Genomic DNA, 13,719 nt, shown 5'->3' with positions numbered 1-13,719 from the left:
TTCGTGAACCAGAACCGTCACTCGTTGTTGGGGATGCACCTTCCCCGCGGCGAGCAACCGGCGGCGGACCGCGGACTCCGAACCGCGAACCCCGAATGTGCGACCACGGCGGGCCGCCGCAGGCTTCCCAGGAGGCGCCCGTACGCTCGTGCTGCTCTTCCTGCTCCGTCCGCCCAGCACTCGCCCAGCCCGTCGAGAGGTCCCGTCATGCGCCGTGTCGGCATCACCCTGGCCTCGGTGTTCGGCGCCGGGATCGTGGCGGTCGGCATCGGCGTGGTCGTCCTCGTGGTGATCGCGGTCAACTCGCTCGCCGGGGTCGCGAAGTCGAGCGCCGCGACACCGGAGCCCGCGTGCCCGGCCGTCGCCTCGAAGACGATCGGCGGCATGGTCGTGCCGGCCGGACCCGTCGCCGGCTTCTGCCAGGACCGCCTGGTGAACGCCGCGCACGTGATCGAAGCCGCCCAGGCACTCGGGATCGGCCCGCACACGCAGGCCGTCGGTGTGATGACCGCGATCGGTGAGTCGAGCCTGGTCAACCTGGACCACGGCGACGCCGCCGGCCCGGACAGTCGCGGACTGTTCCAGCAGCGCGACAACGGCGCCTGGGGCACGTACGAGCAGCGGATGGACCCGTACACGGCCGCGACGATGTTCTACACGAAGCTCGTGAAGGTACCGGGCTGGAAGACGATGACGCCGACGCAGATGGCACACGCAGTGCAGATCAACTCGGACCCGGACCACTACGCGAAGTCGTGGCCCGAGGCGAAGGTGATCGTCGAGGAGCTCACCGGCCAGACCGTGCCGGACACCGCTCCCCAGGGCTGACCCGTCACGAGGCCACCGCCTGCGTTTCCTCGTCGAACTCGACGATGGCCGCTCCGCCGGAGTGCACGACGACCTGCGCGCGGAGCCGGACGGACTGCTCGTCGAGGGCACACGCGCAGGCGTCGACCCACTCCCAGTCCACCGGGTAGAGGCGATCGGCGCCGGGGCGTTCCCACGCGAGCACGACGTCGGCGGCACCGAGCTGCGCGACGATGTCGGCGATCAGGGCGGCGAAGTCGTCGACGTGTTCGTCCGGCGAGTACGGCAGGTCGGCGATCGGCAGCAGGAACGGGATCGACATCCCACGGTCGTCGAGGAACAGCACCCAGCACTGCCGGCGCAGCGGGCGTTCGACGACGGCTTCGACGAGTGCGACGACGTCGTCGTCGGTGCGGACGGGTTCACGGGTCAGGCGGTCGAGCATCTCGGTGTCAGGCATGGCCCCAGCGTGGCGGCCCAGCATCCACCCCCGGGGCGACGACCAGCTTCTGTGGAGAGACGCTCGACGAGCCCGGCCTGTGGAGGAAGAACCGCTCAGATGCCGTGCGTGACCGAGCTGTCGACGAGCAACAGCGAGGCGAAGAACACCGCGACGATCGCCGCCATACCGACGAGCACCACCGGCCAGGTCAACCGTCGGCGCACGAGCCGCAGTACGCACACCACGATCGTCGCGACGAGCACCACCGCCACGATGATCGGCCCCAAGACGACCACGGAGTCACCCAGCGTCTCGTTGCAGGTGTTGCCCGGTGCCGCACACGACACGAACGCCAGCGACATGAGCTTGATCCCCCACCCCGCTGCCAACGCACCCACCGTGAGCACCACGAGCAGGGCGGCGGAGGCGACCACGTCCGCGACGCGAGCGCGTCCTGCCAGGGGGTGCCGGGCCTCCCGACCGAAGCGCGCCGGGCCGGACCCGAGCGGATCGGGACCCGACGCAGGACCCGATCCCGGCCCCACCCCGGGGGCCGGCCCGGTCTGCCGCGCGGGCGCGCCCATCAGGAGCGCCGGCCGCGCGTCGACCAGAGGGCGAGCGCGATGAGGACGGGCTGGCCGAACAGGCGACCGAAGCGCTTCTCGTCGCTGTCCAGGCCGAAGGCGTCGCGACGGTTGACCCACTGCGACAGGTTGCCGGGGAAGATCACCGTGAAGAACAGGGCAGCGATCGAGCCGACGAAGCGACGCGCAGACTTCGGCGCGAGCACCAGGGCCGAGCCGAGCGTGATCTCCGCGACCCCGGACGCGAGCACCGTCGTGTCGTCGTCGAGCGGCACGAAGTCGGGCACCTGCGCCGTGAACTCCTTGCGCGCGAAGGTGAGGTGGCTCGTGCCCGCGACGACGAGGGCCAGGCCGAGCAGGACGCGGAAGAAGGAACGCATGCCTCCATGGTGCCCGTTCCCACGGCCGGATGCCCGCGCTGCGCGACCCGGACGTACCCGAAGCGAGGTTCACTCGCTACCATGCCGTCCATGGGAGCAGTCGCTCGGGACCACGAACCGCCGGCAGCTCCGGCGACCTTCGCGGTGTTGCTCGGACCGGTCGCGTTCTACCTGGGCATCATCGTGCCCGCGCAGTCCACCATCCGCCACGTCCTGCTCGCTGCCGTGTTCGGGCTGGTCTGCGTGCTGAGCGGCTGGCGGGCGATCCGGATCGCCGGCCGTCGCCGAGCCGTGCAGGTGTGGTCGTGGATCGGCATCGTCATCGGCACCGCCGGACTCGTCATGCTCGTCTGGCAGGTGCTCGTGATCGTGAGCGGCGGCACGTTTCCGCCGCCGTTCTGGTCGCCGTACGCCAACCGCTGACGCGGTCCGGCCGGGAGGCCCGGATCGGGTCCGCCCCGCCGCCCACGAAACGGGTCGGTCCGGGTCAGGGCCGCCCCACCTGACGACGCCGGGTCACCAGCCGAGCGTGCCGGGCGCGCCCTTGAACGGGCCGACGATGTCCGCCGTGATCCAGCCGCCGTAGAAGTCGCCGTCCTGCGCCTGGACCCGTTCGCCGCCGACCTCGCACGAATCCATCGCCGACGGGTAGATCGCGACGCGTTCCCGCAGCGACTCGTAGCCGGGGACCGGTGTCGGGTAGTTCCACGCGGCACGGCTCGCGACCGTGCCATCGCCGCCGACGACGTCGAAGTAGCGCGCCAGGCCCTTGAACTCGCACATGCTCGATCCCGACGCCTTGACGAGCGCGCCCTCGGCCAGGTCGGCCATCGGCAGGTAGTAGACCGGCGGGTGCGAGGTCTCGAGCACGCGGACGGCGTCGGTCGTGTCCGCGACGACCGTGCCGCCCAGACGGACGACGACGCGGGCGGTGACCCGCTCGACGGCGGGTGGGCGGGGGTAGTCCCAGACGGATTCCTGGCCGGGGCCGGGCTCGGTCCTCTTCGGGTGACGCATGCTCCAGGTGTACGCCCGGAGCCTGCGGTGCAGCCGCGTGCGTGCGCGGAATCGTCTCCGGGTGCACCATGGGCGGGTGACGACGACGACACGCACCCTGTTCCGACGGAAGCCCATCGAGACGATCGATGACGAGGCCGGGGGCGAGGGCGGCCTCAAACGGCACCTCGGCCTGTGGCAGCTCACCGCGATCGGCATCGGCGGCATCATCGGCGCCGGCATCTTCACCCTCGCCGGCACCGTCGCGAACGGCGTCGCCGGACCCGCGGTGCTGATCAGCTTCCTGGTCGCCGGCGTCGCGAGCGCCGCCGCCGCCCTGTCCTACGCCGAGTTCGCCGGGCTCATCCCGAAGGCCGGCAGTGCGTACACGTACGGCTACGCGGTGCTCGGCGAGATCGTCGGGTGGTTCATCGGCTGGGACCTGCTGCTCGAGTACACCGCGATCGTGGCGGTGGTCGCGATCGGCATCTCCGGCTACGTGGGGTTCCTGGTCGGCCAGTTCGGCATCGACCTGCCCGCGTGGATGCTCGGCGCACCGGGTACCGGTGACGGCCACGTCATCGACGTCTTCGCGATCGCGCTGTGCCTGCTCACCGCGTTCGTGCTCACCCGCGGCATCCGCAGCGCCGCCCGGTTCGAGTTCGTCGCCGTCGGCATCAAGGTGGCGCTCGTCGTGCTCATCGTCGTGCTCGGGGTGTTCCACATCAACAGCGCGAACTACTCCCCGTACTTCCCGTTCGGGTTCGGCGGCGTGATGACCGGCGCCGCGACCGTGTTCTTCGCCGTGTTCGGCTACGACGCCATGTCCACGGCGGCCGAGGAGTCCACCGACGCCCGCAAGCACATGCCGAAGGCGATCCTGCTGTCCCTCGGCATCTCGATGGTCCTCTACGTCCTGGCGACGCTCGTGCTCACCGGGATGCAGAAGTACACCGACATCGACCCGGCGTCGGGCTTCTCGTCGGCGTTCGCGTCGGTCGGGCTCGGCGGTGTCGCCAACGTCATCGCGATCGGTGCCATCGTCGGCATCGTCACGGTGCTGGTGACGTTCATGCTCGGTGCCTCGCGCGTCTGGTTCTCGATGAGCCGCGACGGTCTGATGCCGAAGTGGTTCGCGAAGACCGACCCGAAGCGGCACGTGCCGACACGGGTGACCTGGATCCTCGGCATCGCGTCGGCGATCCTGGCCGGGGTGCTGCCGATCGGTGTCGTCGCGGAGCTCACGAACATCGGCATCCTGCTCGCGTTCGTCGTGGTCTGCTCGGCCGTGGTGGTGCTGCGCTACCGGCAGCCCGACCTGGACCGCCAGTTCCGGCTGCCGTTCATGCCGGTCATCCCGATCATCGGCGTCATCGCGTCGCTGTGGCTCGTCACGTTCCTGCAGTGGGAGACGTGGGTGCGGTTCGCGATCTGGTTCGCGATCGGGCTCGGTGTGTACTTCGGGTACTCGCGGAAGCACAGCAAGCTGGCCGAGCCGGCGAAGCGCTGACCCGGCCGCTCAGCGCCGCAACGTCTCCCGCGGGTACTCCCCGAACCGGGCCGCGTACACCGACGCGAACCGCCCCATGTGCGCGAAGCCCCAGCGCCGGGCGACGTCCGCCACCGATGTCGCATGCGGCTCGAGGACCCGCAGTTCCTCGTGCACGCGCCCGAGCCGCACCTCGCGCAGGTACGTCATCGGCGAGCGCTCGAACGCCCGCTGGAACGACTCCTGGATCCCGCGGATGCTGAGCCCCGCGGCCTGTGCGACGTCGGCGACGGTCAGCGGCTCGTGGGCGTGTGCCTGGATGAACTCGACCGCGGCACGGAGTCGTCCGTCGCTGCGGGTGCCGTACCCGGAGGGGAACCGCTCGGCCTGCAGCGGGTACATCCGGAACAGGGCGCGGGCGACGTCGCGCTGCGCTTCGTGCCAGGCGAGCGACTCCTCGCCCTCCTCGCGCAACGCGTGGAGGGCACCCGACACGGCGGTGCGCCAGAGTGCGACGGCGGACGGGTCCGGGGCGGCGGTCGTGTCGAACGCCACGGTGCCGTCGACCAGGTGGTTCTCGGCAGCGACGTCGAGCACCAGGTCCCGGCGCAGGTGCACCAGGCGCTGGTCCCAGTCCTGGTACTCCATCTCGAACCGGCGCTCGACGGGGAACATCGTCGGGACGCCGGGCTGCATGCGGACCTCGTCGTGGCCGACGTCGACGCGGGCTTCGCCGCGTTCGAGCCACTGCACGACGACCTCGCCCTCGGTGGCGACGTCGCCCCGCAGGTACCCGTGCATCTGGGAACGGCGGATGCTGAGCCGTTCGTCACCGACGCCGACGTACTTGAACCAGTAGTCCTGGTCGAGGGCCCGGGAGTACCAGGCCTTTCCCGCGTACATGCCGGCGAGTGAGCTGATGGCGGAGTCGGTGTCCTGCCCGGCCACGGCGACGAGTGAACGCGGCGGCGTGGGACGCGCAGCGGGGTCGGAGCCCGGAGCGGGCGACTTCGACTCGGTCGTGTCGGTCATGGGGCCACCTCTCTCTCCTGGAAGCAGAGCGGTGTGATCACGTGCGGTGGTGCCGACCTGCCCCCTCACGCTAAGGAGCGGCGGGTGGTCCTACAACCAGGTTGCGTTCCGTGGCCTAACGGCCGGTCCAGCGCACCCAACCGTGCACCTGGGCGGCGGCGCTCTCGAACGACGAGTGCCCACCGGTCAACGAGTGGTCCGGTGAATCGACCGTGTACGTGTCGGTCCGGGTGATGTCGCACACGACTTCCGAGCCGAGCCACCCGTTCCAGTGGTCGGCTGAGTCGCGTACCCACCGCAGTCGGTCCGGCATGCGTTTCCAATCGGTTCCGTGGACCGCAGTCGTCGCGCTCCGGTGTCGACGGTAGCCCTGCCCGATGTGGGGCGCCCAGGGTGGCGGCGCGGATCGTCGGTGGCGACTGGCACGATGGACCCGTGCCAGCAGCCCCGATGATCGACGCCGTCGACGTCATCCGATTCGTCGGGCCGCAGACCTTCGGCCGTGCACGCGACGTCGTCCGCGCCGGACTGGTCGACGACGCCACCTGGCACGACGACGACGGCACGGTCACCGCGGTCGTGTCCGGCACCGCCGACGACCCGTACGAACTGCGCGTCGACACCACCCCGGCGCGCGGCGACTTCGTCCGCCCGGTCCGCAGCAGCTGCAGCTGCCCGCTCGGCGGCGACTGCAAGCACGTCGCGGCTGCACTCCTCACCATCAACGCCCGCGCCCTCGCCGCGAACGCCGGCCCACGTCCGGACGCGCCGGCTCCGCCGCCCTCTGACTGGAGGCACGACCTCGCCCGCCTCGCCGGTGACGACGAGCAGGCGCCCACCCCGCAGGGCACGCGGATGGGGCTGCAGTTCGAGTTGCGTGACGCGGTCCCCGCCAAGCTCGCCTCGCGAGCCCGTGCCGCGGGCCGTGCGCTGCCGACGGCGTCCCGCAGCGTGCGGCTCGGCGTCCGCCCGGTGACCCGAAGCGACGCCGGCAACTGGGTGCGTGGGCAGCTGACCTGGGGCACGCTCCCCTACTCGCAGAACCGGCTCGGCGTCGGTGCCGAGCAGCACGCCTGGTTCCTGCAGCTCGCCGCCCTGCACCGTGCCGGGCAGCTCGCCGGGTTGCCGGGTGAGAGCGACTGGCTGCACCTCGACGACTTCCGGAGTCCCCTGCTCTGGCCGCTCCTGCAGCAGGCCGCGACGCTCGACATCGCGTTCGTCACCGGCAAGCGCGAGGGCGGCGCGGTGCTCGGCACGCAGGCCCAGGTGCTGCTCGACGTCGGCCGGCACGACGACGCCGTGGTGATCGGCGCGAGTGCGGTGCTCGACGGCCGACCCGTGGTGCCCGGTGCGGCGCGGATGATCGGTGACCACGGCGTCTACGTGTTCCGCGAGAGCCCCGAGTTCACGGTCGCCGTCGCCCCGACCCCCGCGCCGGTGCCCGAGGACCAGCGGCGGATGCTCCTCGAGGGCACCCGCATCACCGTGCCGACGGCCGAGGTCGACGAGTTCCTGGCGGACTGGTCGCCCCGGTTGCGCGGTGCCCTCGGGCTGGTCAGCTCGGACGGCTCGGTGGAGCTGCCCGAGCGCACCCCGCCCGAACTCGTGCTCACCGCGACCTTCGAGCCGGCCCGGGCGCCGCGCACCGACGACCGCGTGCACCTGCACTGGCGCTGGCACGTCGACGGCCGGAAGGACCCGGTGTCCCTGCACGGTCCGCTCCCCGACCTGTCCGGGCTCCGTGCCGCCGACGATCCGGCCGGCACCGACGAAACTCCCGTCTCGGACCCGGCCGCGGCGGTGGAGCCGGCCACGGCGACGACGCCGGCCGACGACGCGACGCGGGCCGGCCCTCCCGTCCGCACTGCCGGACCCGGTGGCGGACTGGACTGGTTCCAGGACGGCACCATCGACGGCGCCGACGTCGCGGTGTTCGCGAACGAGTTCCTGCCGGAGCTGCCGTCGCTCGGCGTCCGCACCGTCGTGCAGGGCGAGCGGCTCGACTACGAGCGGCTGAGCGGGCGACCGCACATCCGCGTCACGACGATGCCGTCGGACAAGCACGACTGGTTCGACCTCGGCATCATCGTCAGCGTCAACGGCAAGCAGATCCCGTTCACACCGCTGCTCACCGCGCTCGCGGGTCGGCAGCGACGCCTGAAGCTCGTCGACAACTCGTACCTGTCCCTGGCGGACCCCGCGTTCGACCGGCTCAAGGAACTCATCGACGAGGCCCGCGACCTGGACGAGTGGGAGCCCGACCAGCCGATCGCCGTGACGCCGCTGCACGCCGGGCTGTGGACCGAGTTCGACCTGCTGGCCGACGAGACCTCGCACGACGAACGCTGGCAGGCGATCACCGCGGGGCTGCTCGGGGCGACTCCCCCGGGTGACGTCCCGGTGCCGGACACCGTGCACGCCGACCTGCGGCCGTACCAGCACGCCGGGTACGCGTGGCTGTCGTTCCTGGTGACGCACGGCATCGGCGGGGTGCTCGCCGACGACATGGGTCTCGGCAAGACGCTGCAGGTGCTCGCGATGGTGGCCGCCCGTCGTGCCGCGGAGCCCGACGCTCCCCCGTTCCTGGTCGTCGCACCGACCTCGGTGGTGGGCAACTGGGCGGCCGAGGCGGCGAAGTTCGTGCCGTCGCTGCGGGTCGCGACGGTGACCTCGACGTCGCTGAAGGACCCCGGGCTCGTCGCACGGACCGCCGCCGCGTCGGACGTCGTCGTCACGTCCTACGCGCTGCTCCGGCTCGACGCCCAGGCCTGGACCGACCTGCCGTGGTCGGCGCTGGTGCTCGACGAGGCCCAGTTCGTGAAGAACCCGCAGTCGCAGACCCACCGTGTCGCCTCGGAGCTGCAGGCACCGGTGAAGTTCGCGATCACCGGCACCCCGCTCGAGAACGGGCTGACCGACCTGTGGGCACTGTTCCACATCGTCGCGCCGGGGCTGCTGTCGACCTGGACCCGGTTCGGCGACGACTACGTGAAGCCCCTCGCCTCACCCGAGCTCCGGGGCGAAGCCCGCCAGGAGCTCACCGGGCGGCTCCGTCGGCGGATCCGGCCGCTCATGCTCCGGCGCACGAAGGAAGCCGTCGCGTCCGACCTGCCCCCGAAGCAAGAACAAGTGGTCCGGGTCACGCTCGACCCCGCGCACCGTGCGCTGTACGAGCGCACGCTCAACCGGGAGCGGCTGAAGGTCCTCGACCTGATCGACGACCTGTCCAAGAACCGGATGATCGTGTTCCGGTCGCTGACGCTGCTGCGGATGCTCGCGCTGTCGCCGGCGCTGGTGTCCGCCGGAGCGTCCGGGTCGGCGTCGTCCGACTCCGACGTCACATCCGGCTCGACCCCGATCCCCTCGGCCAAGCTCGACCTGCTGCTCGACGAACTCGAACAGCTCGCGGCAGAGGGGCGACGCGCCCTGGTGTTCAGCCAGTTCACCTCGTTCCTGCGGATGGTGTCCGACGCCCTCGACGCCCGCGGCATCGGCTACGAGTACCTCGACGGCTCCACCCGCAAGCGTCCCGAGGTCATCGAACGCTTCCGGCAGGGCACAGCCCCGGCATTCCTCATCTCGTTGAAGGCCGGCGGCTTCGGACTCACCCTGACCGAGGCGGACACCGTGTTCGTGCTCGACCCGTGGTGGAACCCCGCCGCCGAGTCCCAGGCCGTCGACCGGACGCACCGCATCGGCCAGACCCGGTCGGTAAGCGTCCAGCGGTTCATCGCCGAGGACACCATCGAGGAGAAGGTCCTCGCCCTCGCCGCCCGCAAGGCCGAGCTGTTCGCCACGATGATCGACGACGACGCGCTGTTCGCCGACGACCTGACCGCCGACGACATCCGTTCCCTGCTGACCTGACCCGCCGCCTGCCGGCTCCCCCGCTGTTCGCCCGCCGCCGCGCTGCCCCGCTGCCCCGCTGCCGTGCCAGATCCGCACCGTGCGAGATCCGCCAACCCGTGCGAGATTGCCCGCCCCGTGCCACCCCACAACTCCGCACCGAACAACACCGACCGCACACACCGACCAACCCCGCACCGTGCCCACCACGCTGCCCCGCCGCCGCGCCAGATCCGCACCGTGCGAGATCCGCCAACCGGTGCGACATTGCCCGCCCCGTGCCACCCCACAACTCCGCACCGAACAACACCGACCGCACACCCGCACCGTGCTCACCACGCTGCCGCGCTGCCGCGCCAGATCCGCACCGTGCAAGGTCGCTCAACCCGTGCGAGATTGCCCGCCCCGTGCCACGCCACAACCCCGCACCGAACAACACCGACCGCACACACCGACCAACCCCGCACCGTGCCGCGCGCGCCGCCCCGGTATGTCGGTCACGCACGAGATGATCGTCCCTGTCCCGCCAGACCCGCACCACCGCACCACGTTCCGCCCCGCACCACGTTCCGCCCCGCACCACCTGGAGTCCCACCGCATGACGTCCCGCCGACGCCGCAGCCGCATCACCCTGACCTCCGTCCTCGTCGTCCTGGCCCTCGCCGTCGGTGGGTACGCCCTCGACGCCACCGGGGCCCTCGGCCCGGACGCCGACGCGGCCGGCACGACCGACGCGGCCGGCACGACCGACGCGGCCGGCAAGACCGCTGCGGGCGGCCCCACAGCCGTGGAGACGACCACAATCGGACCGCAGGACGCGTCGTCAGGGGCGAGCCCGACCTCCAGTCCGACCGTCAGCCGCGGAACCGACGCCGACGCGGTCCGCGCACGCACCCAGCTCGCCGACCTGCCCGTCAAGGGCAAGGCGGCGGCCACCGGCTACGACCGCACCGGCGACTTCGGCAGCGCCTGGCTCGACGTCGACCACAACGGGTGCGACACACGGAACGACGTCCTCGCCCGCGATCTGGCCGGCATCACCCGCGAGGGTCGCTGCAAGGTCCTCACCGGCACCCTCGTCTCGCCGTACACCGGTGCGCGGGTGGACTTCGTCCGCGGCAACACGACCTCGACGCTCGTGCAGATCGACCACGTCGTCGCGCTCGAGAACGCCTGGCGCACCGGAGCCCAGCGCCTCACCGAGACCGAGCGGCAGGCGCTGGCGAACGACCCGGTGAACCTGTTCGCCGTCGACGGCCGGTCCAACTCGCAGAAGGGCTCCGGCGACGCGGCGACCTGGCTCCCCGCGAACAAGGCGTTCCGCTGCACCTACATCGAGCACCAGGTCACGGTGAAGACGAAGTACCACCTGTGGGTGGCCCCGGCAGAGCGGGACGCGATGGAACGCGTGCTCGGCGCCTGCTGACGTCGGGCGGCCCGGCGCCGCTGAGTGTCAGCCTGGAGGCCCGGCGCACCTCCGCCCCGCGTGGCAGGCTGCGGACATGGCTGAGCAACTCACAGTGCCGCAGGCGTTCGCGCTCCTCCAGGTCGAGCCCGGCGGCCGCAAGTCCCTCGACGGGCAGACGCTGGACACCGGTCTCGCGGGCGCGGTCCTCGCGGACCTCGCACTCCGCGGTGTTGTCTCGCTGCAGGACGGCCTGGTCACCGTCGTCAACGGCGCCGCCACGGGCGACCCGGTGCTCGACGGCGTCGTCGGGTCGATCGCGGCATCGGGTGCGCCGCGCAAGGCGAAGTGGTGGGTGAGCCGGCTCGGCAAGCAGCGGCTGCGCGACGACGTGTTCGCCGGCCTCGTCGCCAGGGGCATCATCAGCGTCGAGCAGGGCAAGGTGCTCGGCCTCTTCCCCACCACGAAGCACCCGGAGCGCGACGGCGCCCCGGAGGCACTGCTGCGATCGGGCATCGCGGACGTGCTGGCTCGGCGGGCGGGCCCGACACCGTTCTCCGCCGCGGTCATCGGGCTGCTCGACGCGACGAACACGCTCCGCAAGCAGATCGGCGCGGTCGACAAGGGTCTGGTCGAGGAGATCACCTCGGGCACCTGGGCGAGCCCCGCGGTGCAGGCCGTGCTCGAGCAGATCCGAGCCGCGGCGATGATCGTCATCATGGCGGCGACCACCGCGACGGCAACCACGATCATCACGAGCTGAGGTCGGCCGCGGGCACCTGCTGGGCACCCACTGACGAGGCCGTTGCGCGACAGGTGTAGTCTAGTTTTATCGATGCGGATGCATTGATCGGACTCGCTGCTCCACCGCGGACCCCGAGCCCTTCACCGTCGAAGACCTCAGGAGGCCTCCCCCATGCCCGAAACCGCCACCGGTACCACCCGCTTCACCGACCGTGTCGTCCTCATCACCGGCGGCGGCTCCGGCCTCGGCCGTGCGACCGCCGTCCGCCTGGCCGCCGAGGGCGCTGCGCTCTCCCTGGTCGACGTCTCCGAGCAGGGTCTCGAGGCGACGAAGACCGCCGTCCTCGACGCCACCCCGGACGCGCAGGTCCTGACGACCGTCGCCGACGTCTCCGATGAAGCCCAGGTCGACGCCTACGTCACTGCCACGACCGAGCGCTTCGGCCGCATCGACGGCTTCTTCAACAACGCCGGCATCGAGGGCAAGCAGAACCCGACCGAGTCCTTCACCGCCGCCGAGTTCGACAAGGTCGTGTCGATCAACCTGCGTGGCGTGTTCCTCGGGCTCGAGAAGGTCCTCAAGGTCATGCGCGAGCAGGGCTCCGGCATGGTCGTGAACACCGCGAGCGTCGGCGGCATCCGCGGCATCGGCAACCAGTCCGGGTACGCCGCCGCCAAGCACGGCGTCGTCGGACTCACCCGCAACTCGGCCGTCGAGTACGGTCGCTACGGCATCCGCATCAACGCCATCGCCCCCGGCGCCATCTGGACGCCCATGGTCGAGAACTCGATGAAGCAGCTCGACGCGGAGAACCCCCGCAAGGCGGCCGAGGAGTTCATCCAGGTCAACCCGACGAAGCGCTACGGCGAGGCCCCCGAGATCGCCGCCGTGGTCGCGTTCCTGCTCTCCGACGACGCGTCCTACGTCAACGCGACGGTCGTCCCGATCGACGGCGGGCAGTCGGCCGCGTACTGAGTCCGTCACCTCCGACACCCGGCGCACGTCCGCGTGCGCTGGGCGTCGACCTGGAGGCGCGGCTCGGCCCCGCCGTGTCCTGCGGGCGTGACAGCATGGTCGGCGTGAGCAACGACGAGACGAACGGATCAGCCTTCGGCCGAGGCGTCGACAAGACCCCGCCGACCGCTGCCGCCGAACTGCGACGGAGGATGGCCGCCTCTCCGGCGGGCTTCCTGCGCAGCGCGGCGTGGGTGCCCTGGAAGCCGGCGGGCAGTCCGGAAGCCGGCAGCGTCGCCCACGTCATGATCCGTGACAAGCCGTTCGTGCCGGTCTTCACCGACCCCGGCGAACTCGCCGCCGGCCTGCCCGAGGCCGAGGGTCGCCCGGTGCCGATGTCCGAACTCGTCTCGGCGCTGCCCGAGGAGTTCGGCATCGTGGTCGACCCGACGAGTGCCGAGGCGGCGAACTTCCTGCACGCCGACGTCCTCGCGCAGATGCGGGTGCAGATGCAGAGCGGTGTCCCGACGAGCGACGACTGACCCGCGCGCTCCCACCGTCCGCGGCGGGCGAGTGCGGAGCGTTTTCCGCTGTCTGACGGTTCTGGTTCACGATCCTCGGGGTTCGTGAACCGAAACCGTCAAACGGTTCGTGCTCACCCGCCGTGCTCCGCGACGACGACACTCGTCACGGACACGACGATGGCCATGACGGTCGCGGTGCCGACGGCGACAGCCCACCCCTGGGGTCTCGAGCGTCGGACACGTGCGGCGCCGATCGCACCGCCCACGAACACGGCGACGAGCACGATGCTCTCGACCAGGCTGGGGGCCCACGTGACCCAGGGCGTGCACGGACGGGTCGACGTCTCCCAGTCGCAGCTGTACTGCGACAGTGCGGCGAACACCCAACCGACGAGCACCGCGGCGACCCCGGCCAGCGCTGCTGCGACGAACAGCACGATCGTCACGACGAGGTCAGCCGTCGATGCGCGAGAGCGACGCGGGGACGGCCGACTCGCCCAGTCCTCCAGCATCTT

At 71.3% G+C, this 13,719-nt stretch carries 15 protein-coding genes; 8 read left to right on the top strand and 7 right to left on the bottom strand.

Translation table 11 applies throughout. The features are described from left to right. Positions 1 to 207 precede the first annotated feature (207 nt). Positions 208 to 828: a hypothetical protein gene (locus tag H489_RS25515; RefSeq protein WP_017886546.1), complete on the top strand. Its 621-nt coding sequence runs from the start codon at positions 208 to 210 to the stop codon at positions 826 to 828. Positions 829 to 832: 4 nt separating this feature from the next. On the opposite strand, the gene H489_RS25510 is transcribed toward H489_RS25515, so the two are convergent. From H489_RS25510 to H489_RS25500, 3 genes are all read right to left on the bottom strand, one after another. Continuing rightward, positions 833 to 1,267, bottom strand: coding sequence for a hypothetical protein (locus H489_RS25510; RefSeq protein ID WP_017886545.1), 435 nt, complete (start codon positions 1,265 to 1,267; stop codon positions 833 to 835). Positions 1,268 to 1,362: 95 nt separating this feature from the next. Continuing rightward, positions 1,363 to 1,860, bottom strand: coding sequence for a DUF6264 family protein (locus H489_RS38610; RefSeq protein ID WP_228500578.1), 498 nt, complete (start codon positions 1,858 to 1,860; stop codon positions 1,363 to 1,365). Next, a complete protein-coding gene (locus H489_RS25500; protein ID WP_017886543.1) occupies positions 1,833 to 2,213 on the bottom strand; it encodes a hypothetical protein in 381 nt (126 codons plus the stop codon). Before H489_RS25500 ends, H489_RS38610 begins: the two co-directional genes overlap by 28 nt. A 90-nt stretch (positions 2,214 to 2,303) precedes the next feature. Between H489_RS25500 and H489_RS25495 the strand changes: the two genes are divergently transcribed. After that, the gene (locus H489_RS25495; protein WP_017886542.1) at positions 2,304 to 2,636 is read left to right on the top strand and encodes a hypothetical protein; all 333 of its coding nucleotides are present in this window, start codon (positions 2,304 to 2,306) and stop codon (positions 2,634 to 2,636) included. 93 nt (positions 2,637 to 2,729) lie between these two features. Here H489_RS25495 and H489_RS25490 read toward each other — a convergent pair whose 3' ends face one another. Then, positions 2,730 to 3,230 carry a DUF427 domain-containing protein gene (locus H489_RS25490; RefSeq protein ID WP_031259408.1) on the bottom strand — a complete coding sequence of 167 codons (501 nt, stop codon included), beginning with the start codon at positions 3,228 to 3,230 and terminating at the stop codon, positions 2,730 to 2,732. Positions 3,231 to 3,306: 76 nt separating this feature from the next. Between H489_RS25490 and H489_RS25485 the strand changes: the two genes are divergently transcribed. Continuing rightward, a complete protein-coding gene (locus H489_RS25485; protein WP_017886540.1) occupies positions 3,307 to 4,719 on the top strand; it encodes an amino acid permease in 1,413 nt (470 codons plus the stop codon). Between the two features lie 9 nt (positions 4,720 to 4,728). Here the strand turns inward: H489_RS25485 and H489_RS36695 are convergent, their stop codons facing one another. Then, the gene (locus H489_RS36695) at positions 4,729 to 5,730 is read right to left on the bottom strand and encodes an AraC family transcriptional regulator (protein ID WP_017886539.1); all 1,002 of its coding nucleotides are present in this window, start codon (positions 5,728 to 5,730) and stop codon (positions 4,729 to 4,731) included. A gap of 115 nt (positions 5,731 to 5,845) precedes the next feature. Next, on the bottom strand, positions 5,846 to 5,974 hold the full coding sequence (locus H489_RS38735) for a hypothetical protein (protein WP_258375068.1): 129 nt from the start codon (positions 5,972 to 5,974) through the stop codon (positions 5,846 to 5,848). 191 nt (positions 5,975 to 6,165) lie between these two features. On the opposite strand from H489_RS38735, the gene H489_RS25470 reads away from it, so the two are divergent. The 5 genes from H489_RS25470 to H489_RS25450 all read left to right on the top strand — a co-directional run bounded on the left by H489_RS25470 (position 6,166) and on the right by H489_RS25450 (position 13,222). Next, complete coding sequence (locus H489_RS25470; RefSeq protein ID WP_152427208.1) at positions 6,166 to 9,597, top strand: DEAD/DEAH box helicase; 3,432 nt, start codon at positions 6,166 to 6,168, stop codon at positions 9,595 to 9,597. Between the two features lie 577 nt (positions 9,598 to 10,174). Beyond that, a complete protein-coding gene (locus tag H489_RS38780; protein ID WP_040419335.1) occupies positions 10,175 to 11,002 on the top strand; it encodes an HNH endonuclease family protein in 828 nt (275 codons plus the stop codon). A gap of 76 nt (positions 11,003 to 11,078) precedes the next feature. Continuing rightward, positions 11,079 to 11,744 carry a GOLPH3/VPS74 family protein gene (locus tag H489_RS25460; protein ID WP_081612235.1) on the top strand — a complete coding sequence of 222 codons (666 nt, stop codon included), beginning with the start codon at positions 11,079 to 11,081 and terminating at the stop codon, positions 11,742 to 11,744. A gap of 153 nt (positions 11,745 to 11,897) precedes the next feature. Then, positions 11,898 to 12,701 carry an SDR family oxidoreductase gene (locus H489_RS25455; protein WP_017886534.1) on the top strand — a complete coding sequence of 268 codons (804 nt, stop codon included), beginning with the start codon at positions 11,898 to 11,900 and terminating at the stop codon, positions 12,699 to 12,701. A gap of 104 nt (positions 12,702 to 12,805) precedes the next feature. Continuing rightward, positions 12,806 to 13,222: an SseB family protein gene (locus H489_RS25450; protein ID WP_159556558.1), complete on the top strand. Its 417-nt coding sequence runs from the start codon at positions 12,806 to 12,808 to the stop codon at positions 13,220 to 13,222. A gap of 113 nt (positions 13,223 to 13,335) precedes the next feature. Here H489_RS25450 and H489_RS25445 read toward each other — a convergent pair whose 3' ends face one another. Further along, a complete protein-coding gene (locus H489_RS25445) occupies positions 13,336 to 13,650 on the bottom strand; it encodes a hypothetical protein (protein WP_017886532.1) in 315 nt (104 codons plus the stop codon). Between the last annotated feature and the right edge of the window lie 69 nt (positions 13,651 to 13,719).

The organism is Curtobacterium flaccumfaciens UCD-AKU (assembly GCF_000349565.1).
GTDB lineage: Bacteria > Actinomycetota > Actinomycetes > Actinomycetales > Microbacteriaceae > Curtobacterium > Curtobacterium poinsettiae.
The sequence above is the reverse complement of the archived record's forward strand: the minus strand, read 5'-3'. Positions and strand labels throughout refer to the sequence as shown.

Bases quoted from the DNA above. Each gene is read 5' to 3' on its own strand.
- H489_RS25515 (WP_017886546.1), top strand. From the start codon at position 208: ATGCGCCGTGTCGGCATCACCCTGGCCTCGGTGTTCGGCGCCGGGATC.
- H489_RS25510 (WP_017886545.1), bottom strand. From the start codon at position 1,267: ATGCCTGACACCGAGATGCTCGACCGCCTGACCCGTGAACCCGTCCGC.
- H489_RS25500 (WP_017886543.1), bottom strand. From the start codon at position 2,213: ATGCGTTCCTTCTTCCGCGTCCTGCTCGGCCTGGCCCTCGTCGTCGCG.
- H489_RS25495 (WP_017886542.1), top strand. From the start codon at position 2,304: ATGGGAGCAGTCGCTCGGGACCACGAACCGCCGGCAGCTCCGGCGACC.
- H489_RS25490 (WP_031259408.1), bottom strand. From the start codon at position 3,230: ATGCGTCACCCGAAGAGGACCGAGCCCGGCCCCGGCCAGGAATCCGTC.
- H489_RS36695 (WP_017886539.1), bottom strand. From the start codon at position 5,730: ATGACCGACACGACCGAGTCGAAGTCGCCCGCTCCGGGCTCCGACCCC.
- H489_RS38780 (WP_040419335.1), top strand. From the start codon at position 10,175: ATGACGTCCCGCCGACGCCGCAGCCGCATCACCCTGACCTCCGTCCTC.
- H489_RS25460 (WP_081612235.1), top strand. From the start codon at position 11,079: ATGGCTGAGCAACTCACAGTGCCGCAGGCGTTCGCGCTCCTCCAGGTC.
- H489_RS25455 (WP_017886534.1), top strand. From the start codon at position 11,898: ATGCCCGAAACCGCCACCGGTACCACCCGCTTCACCGACCGTGTCGTC.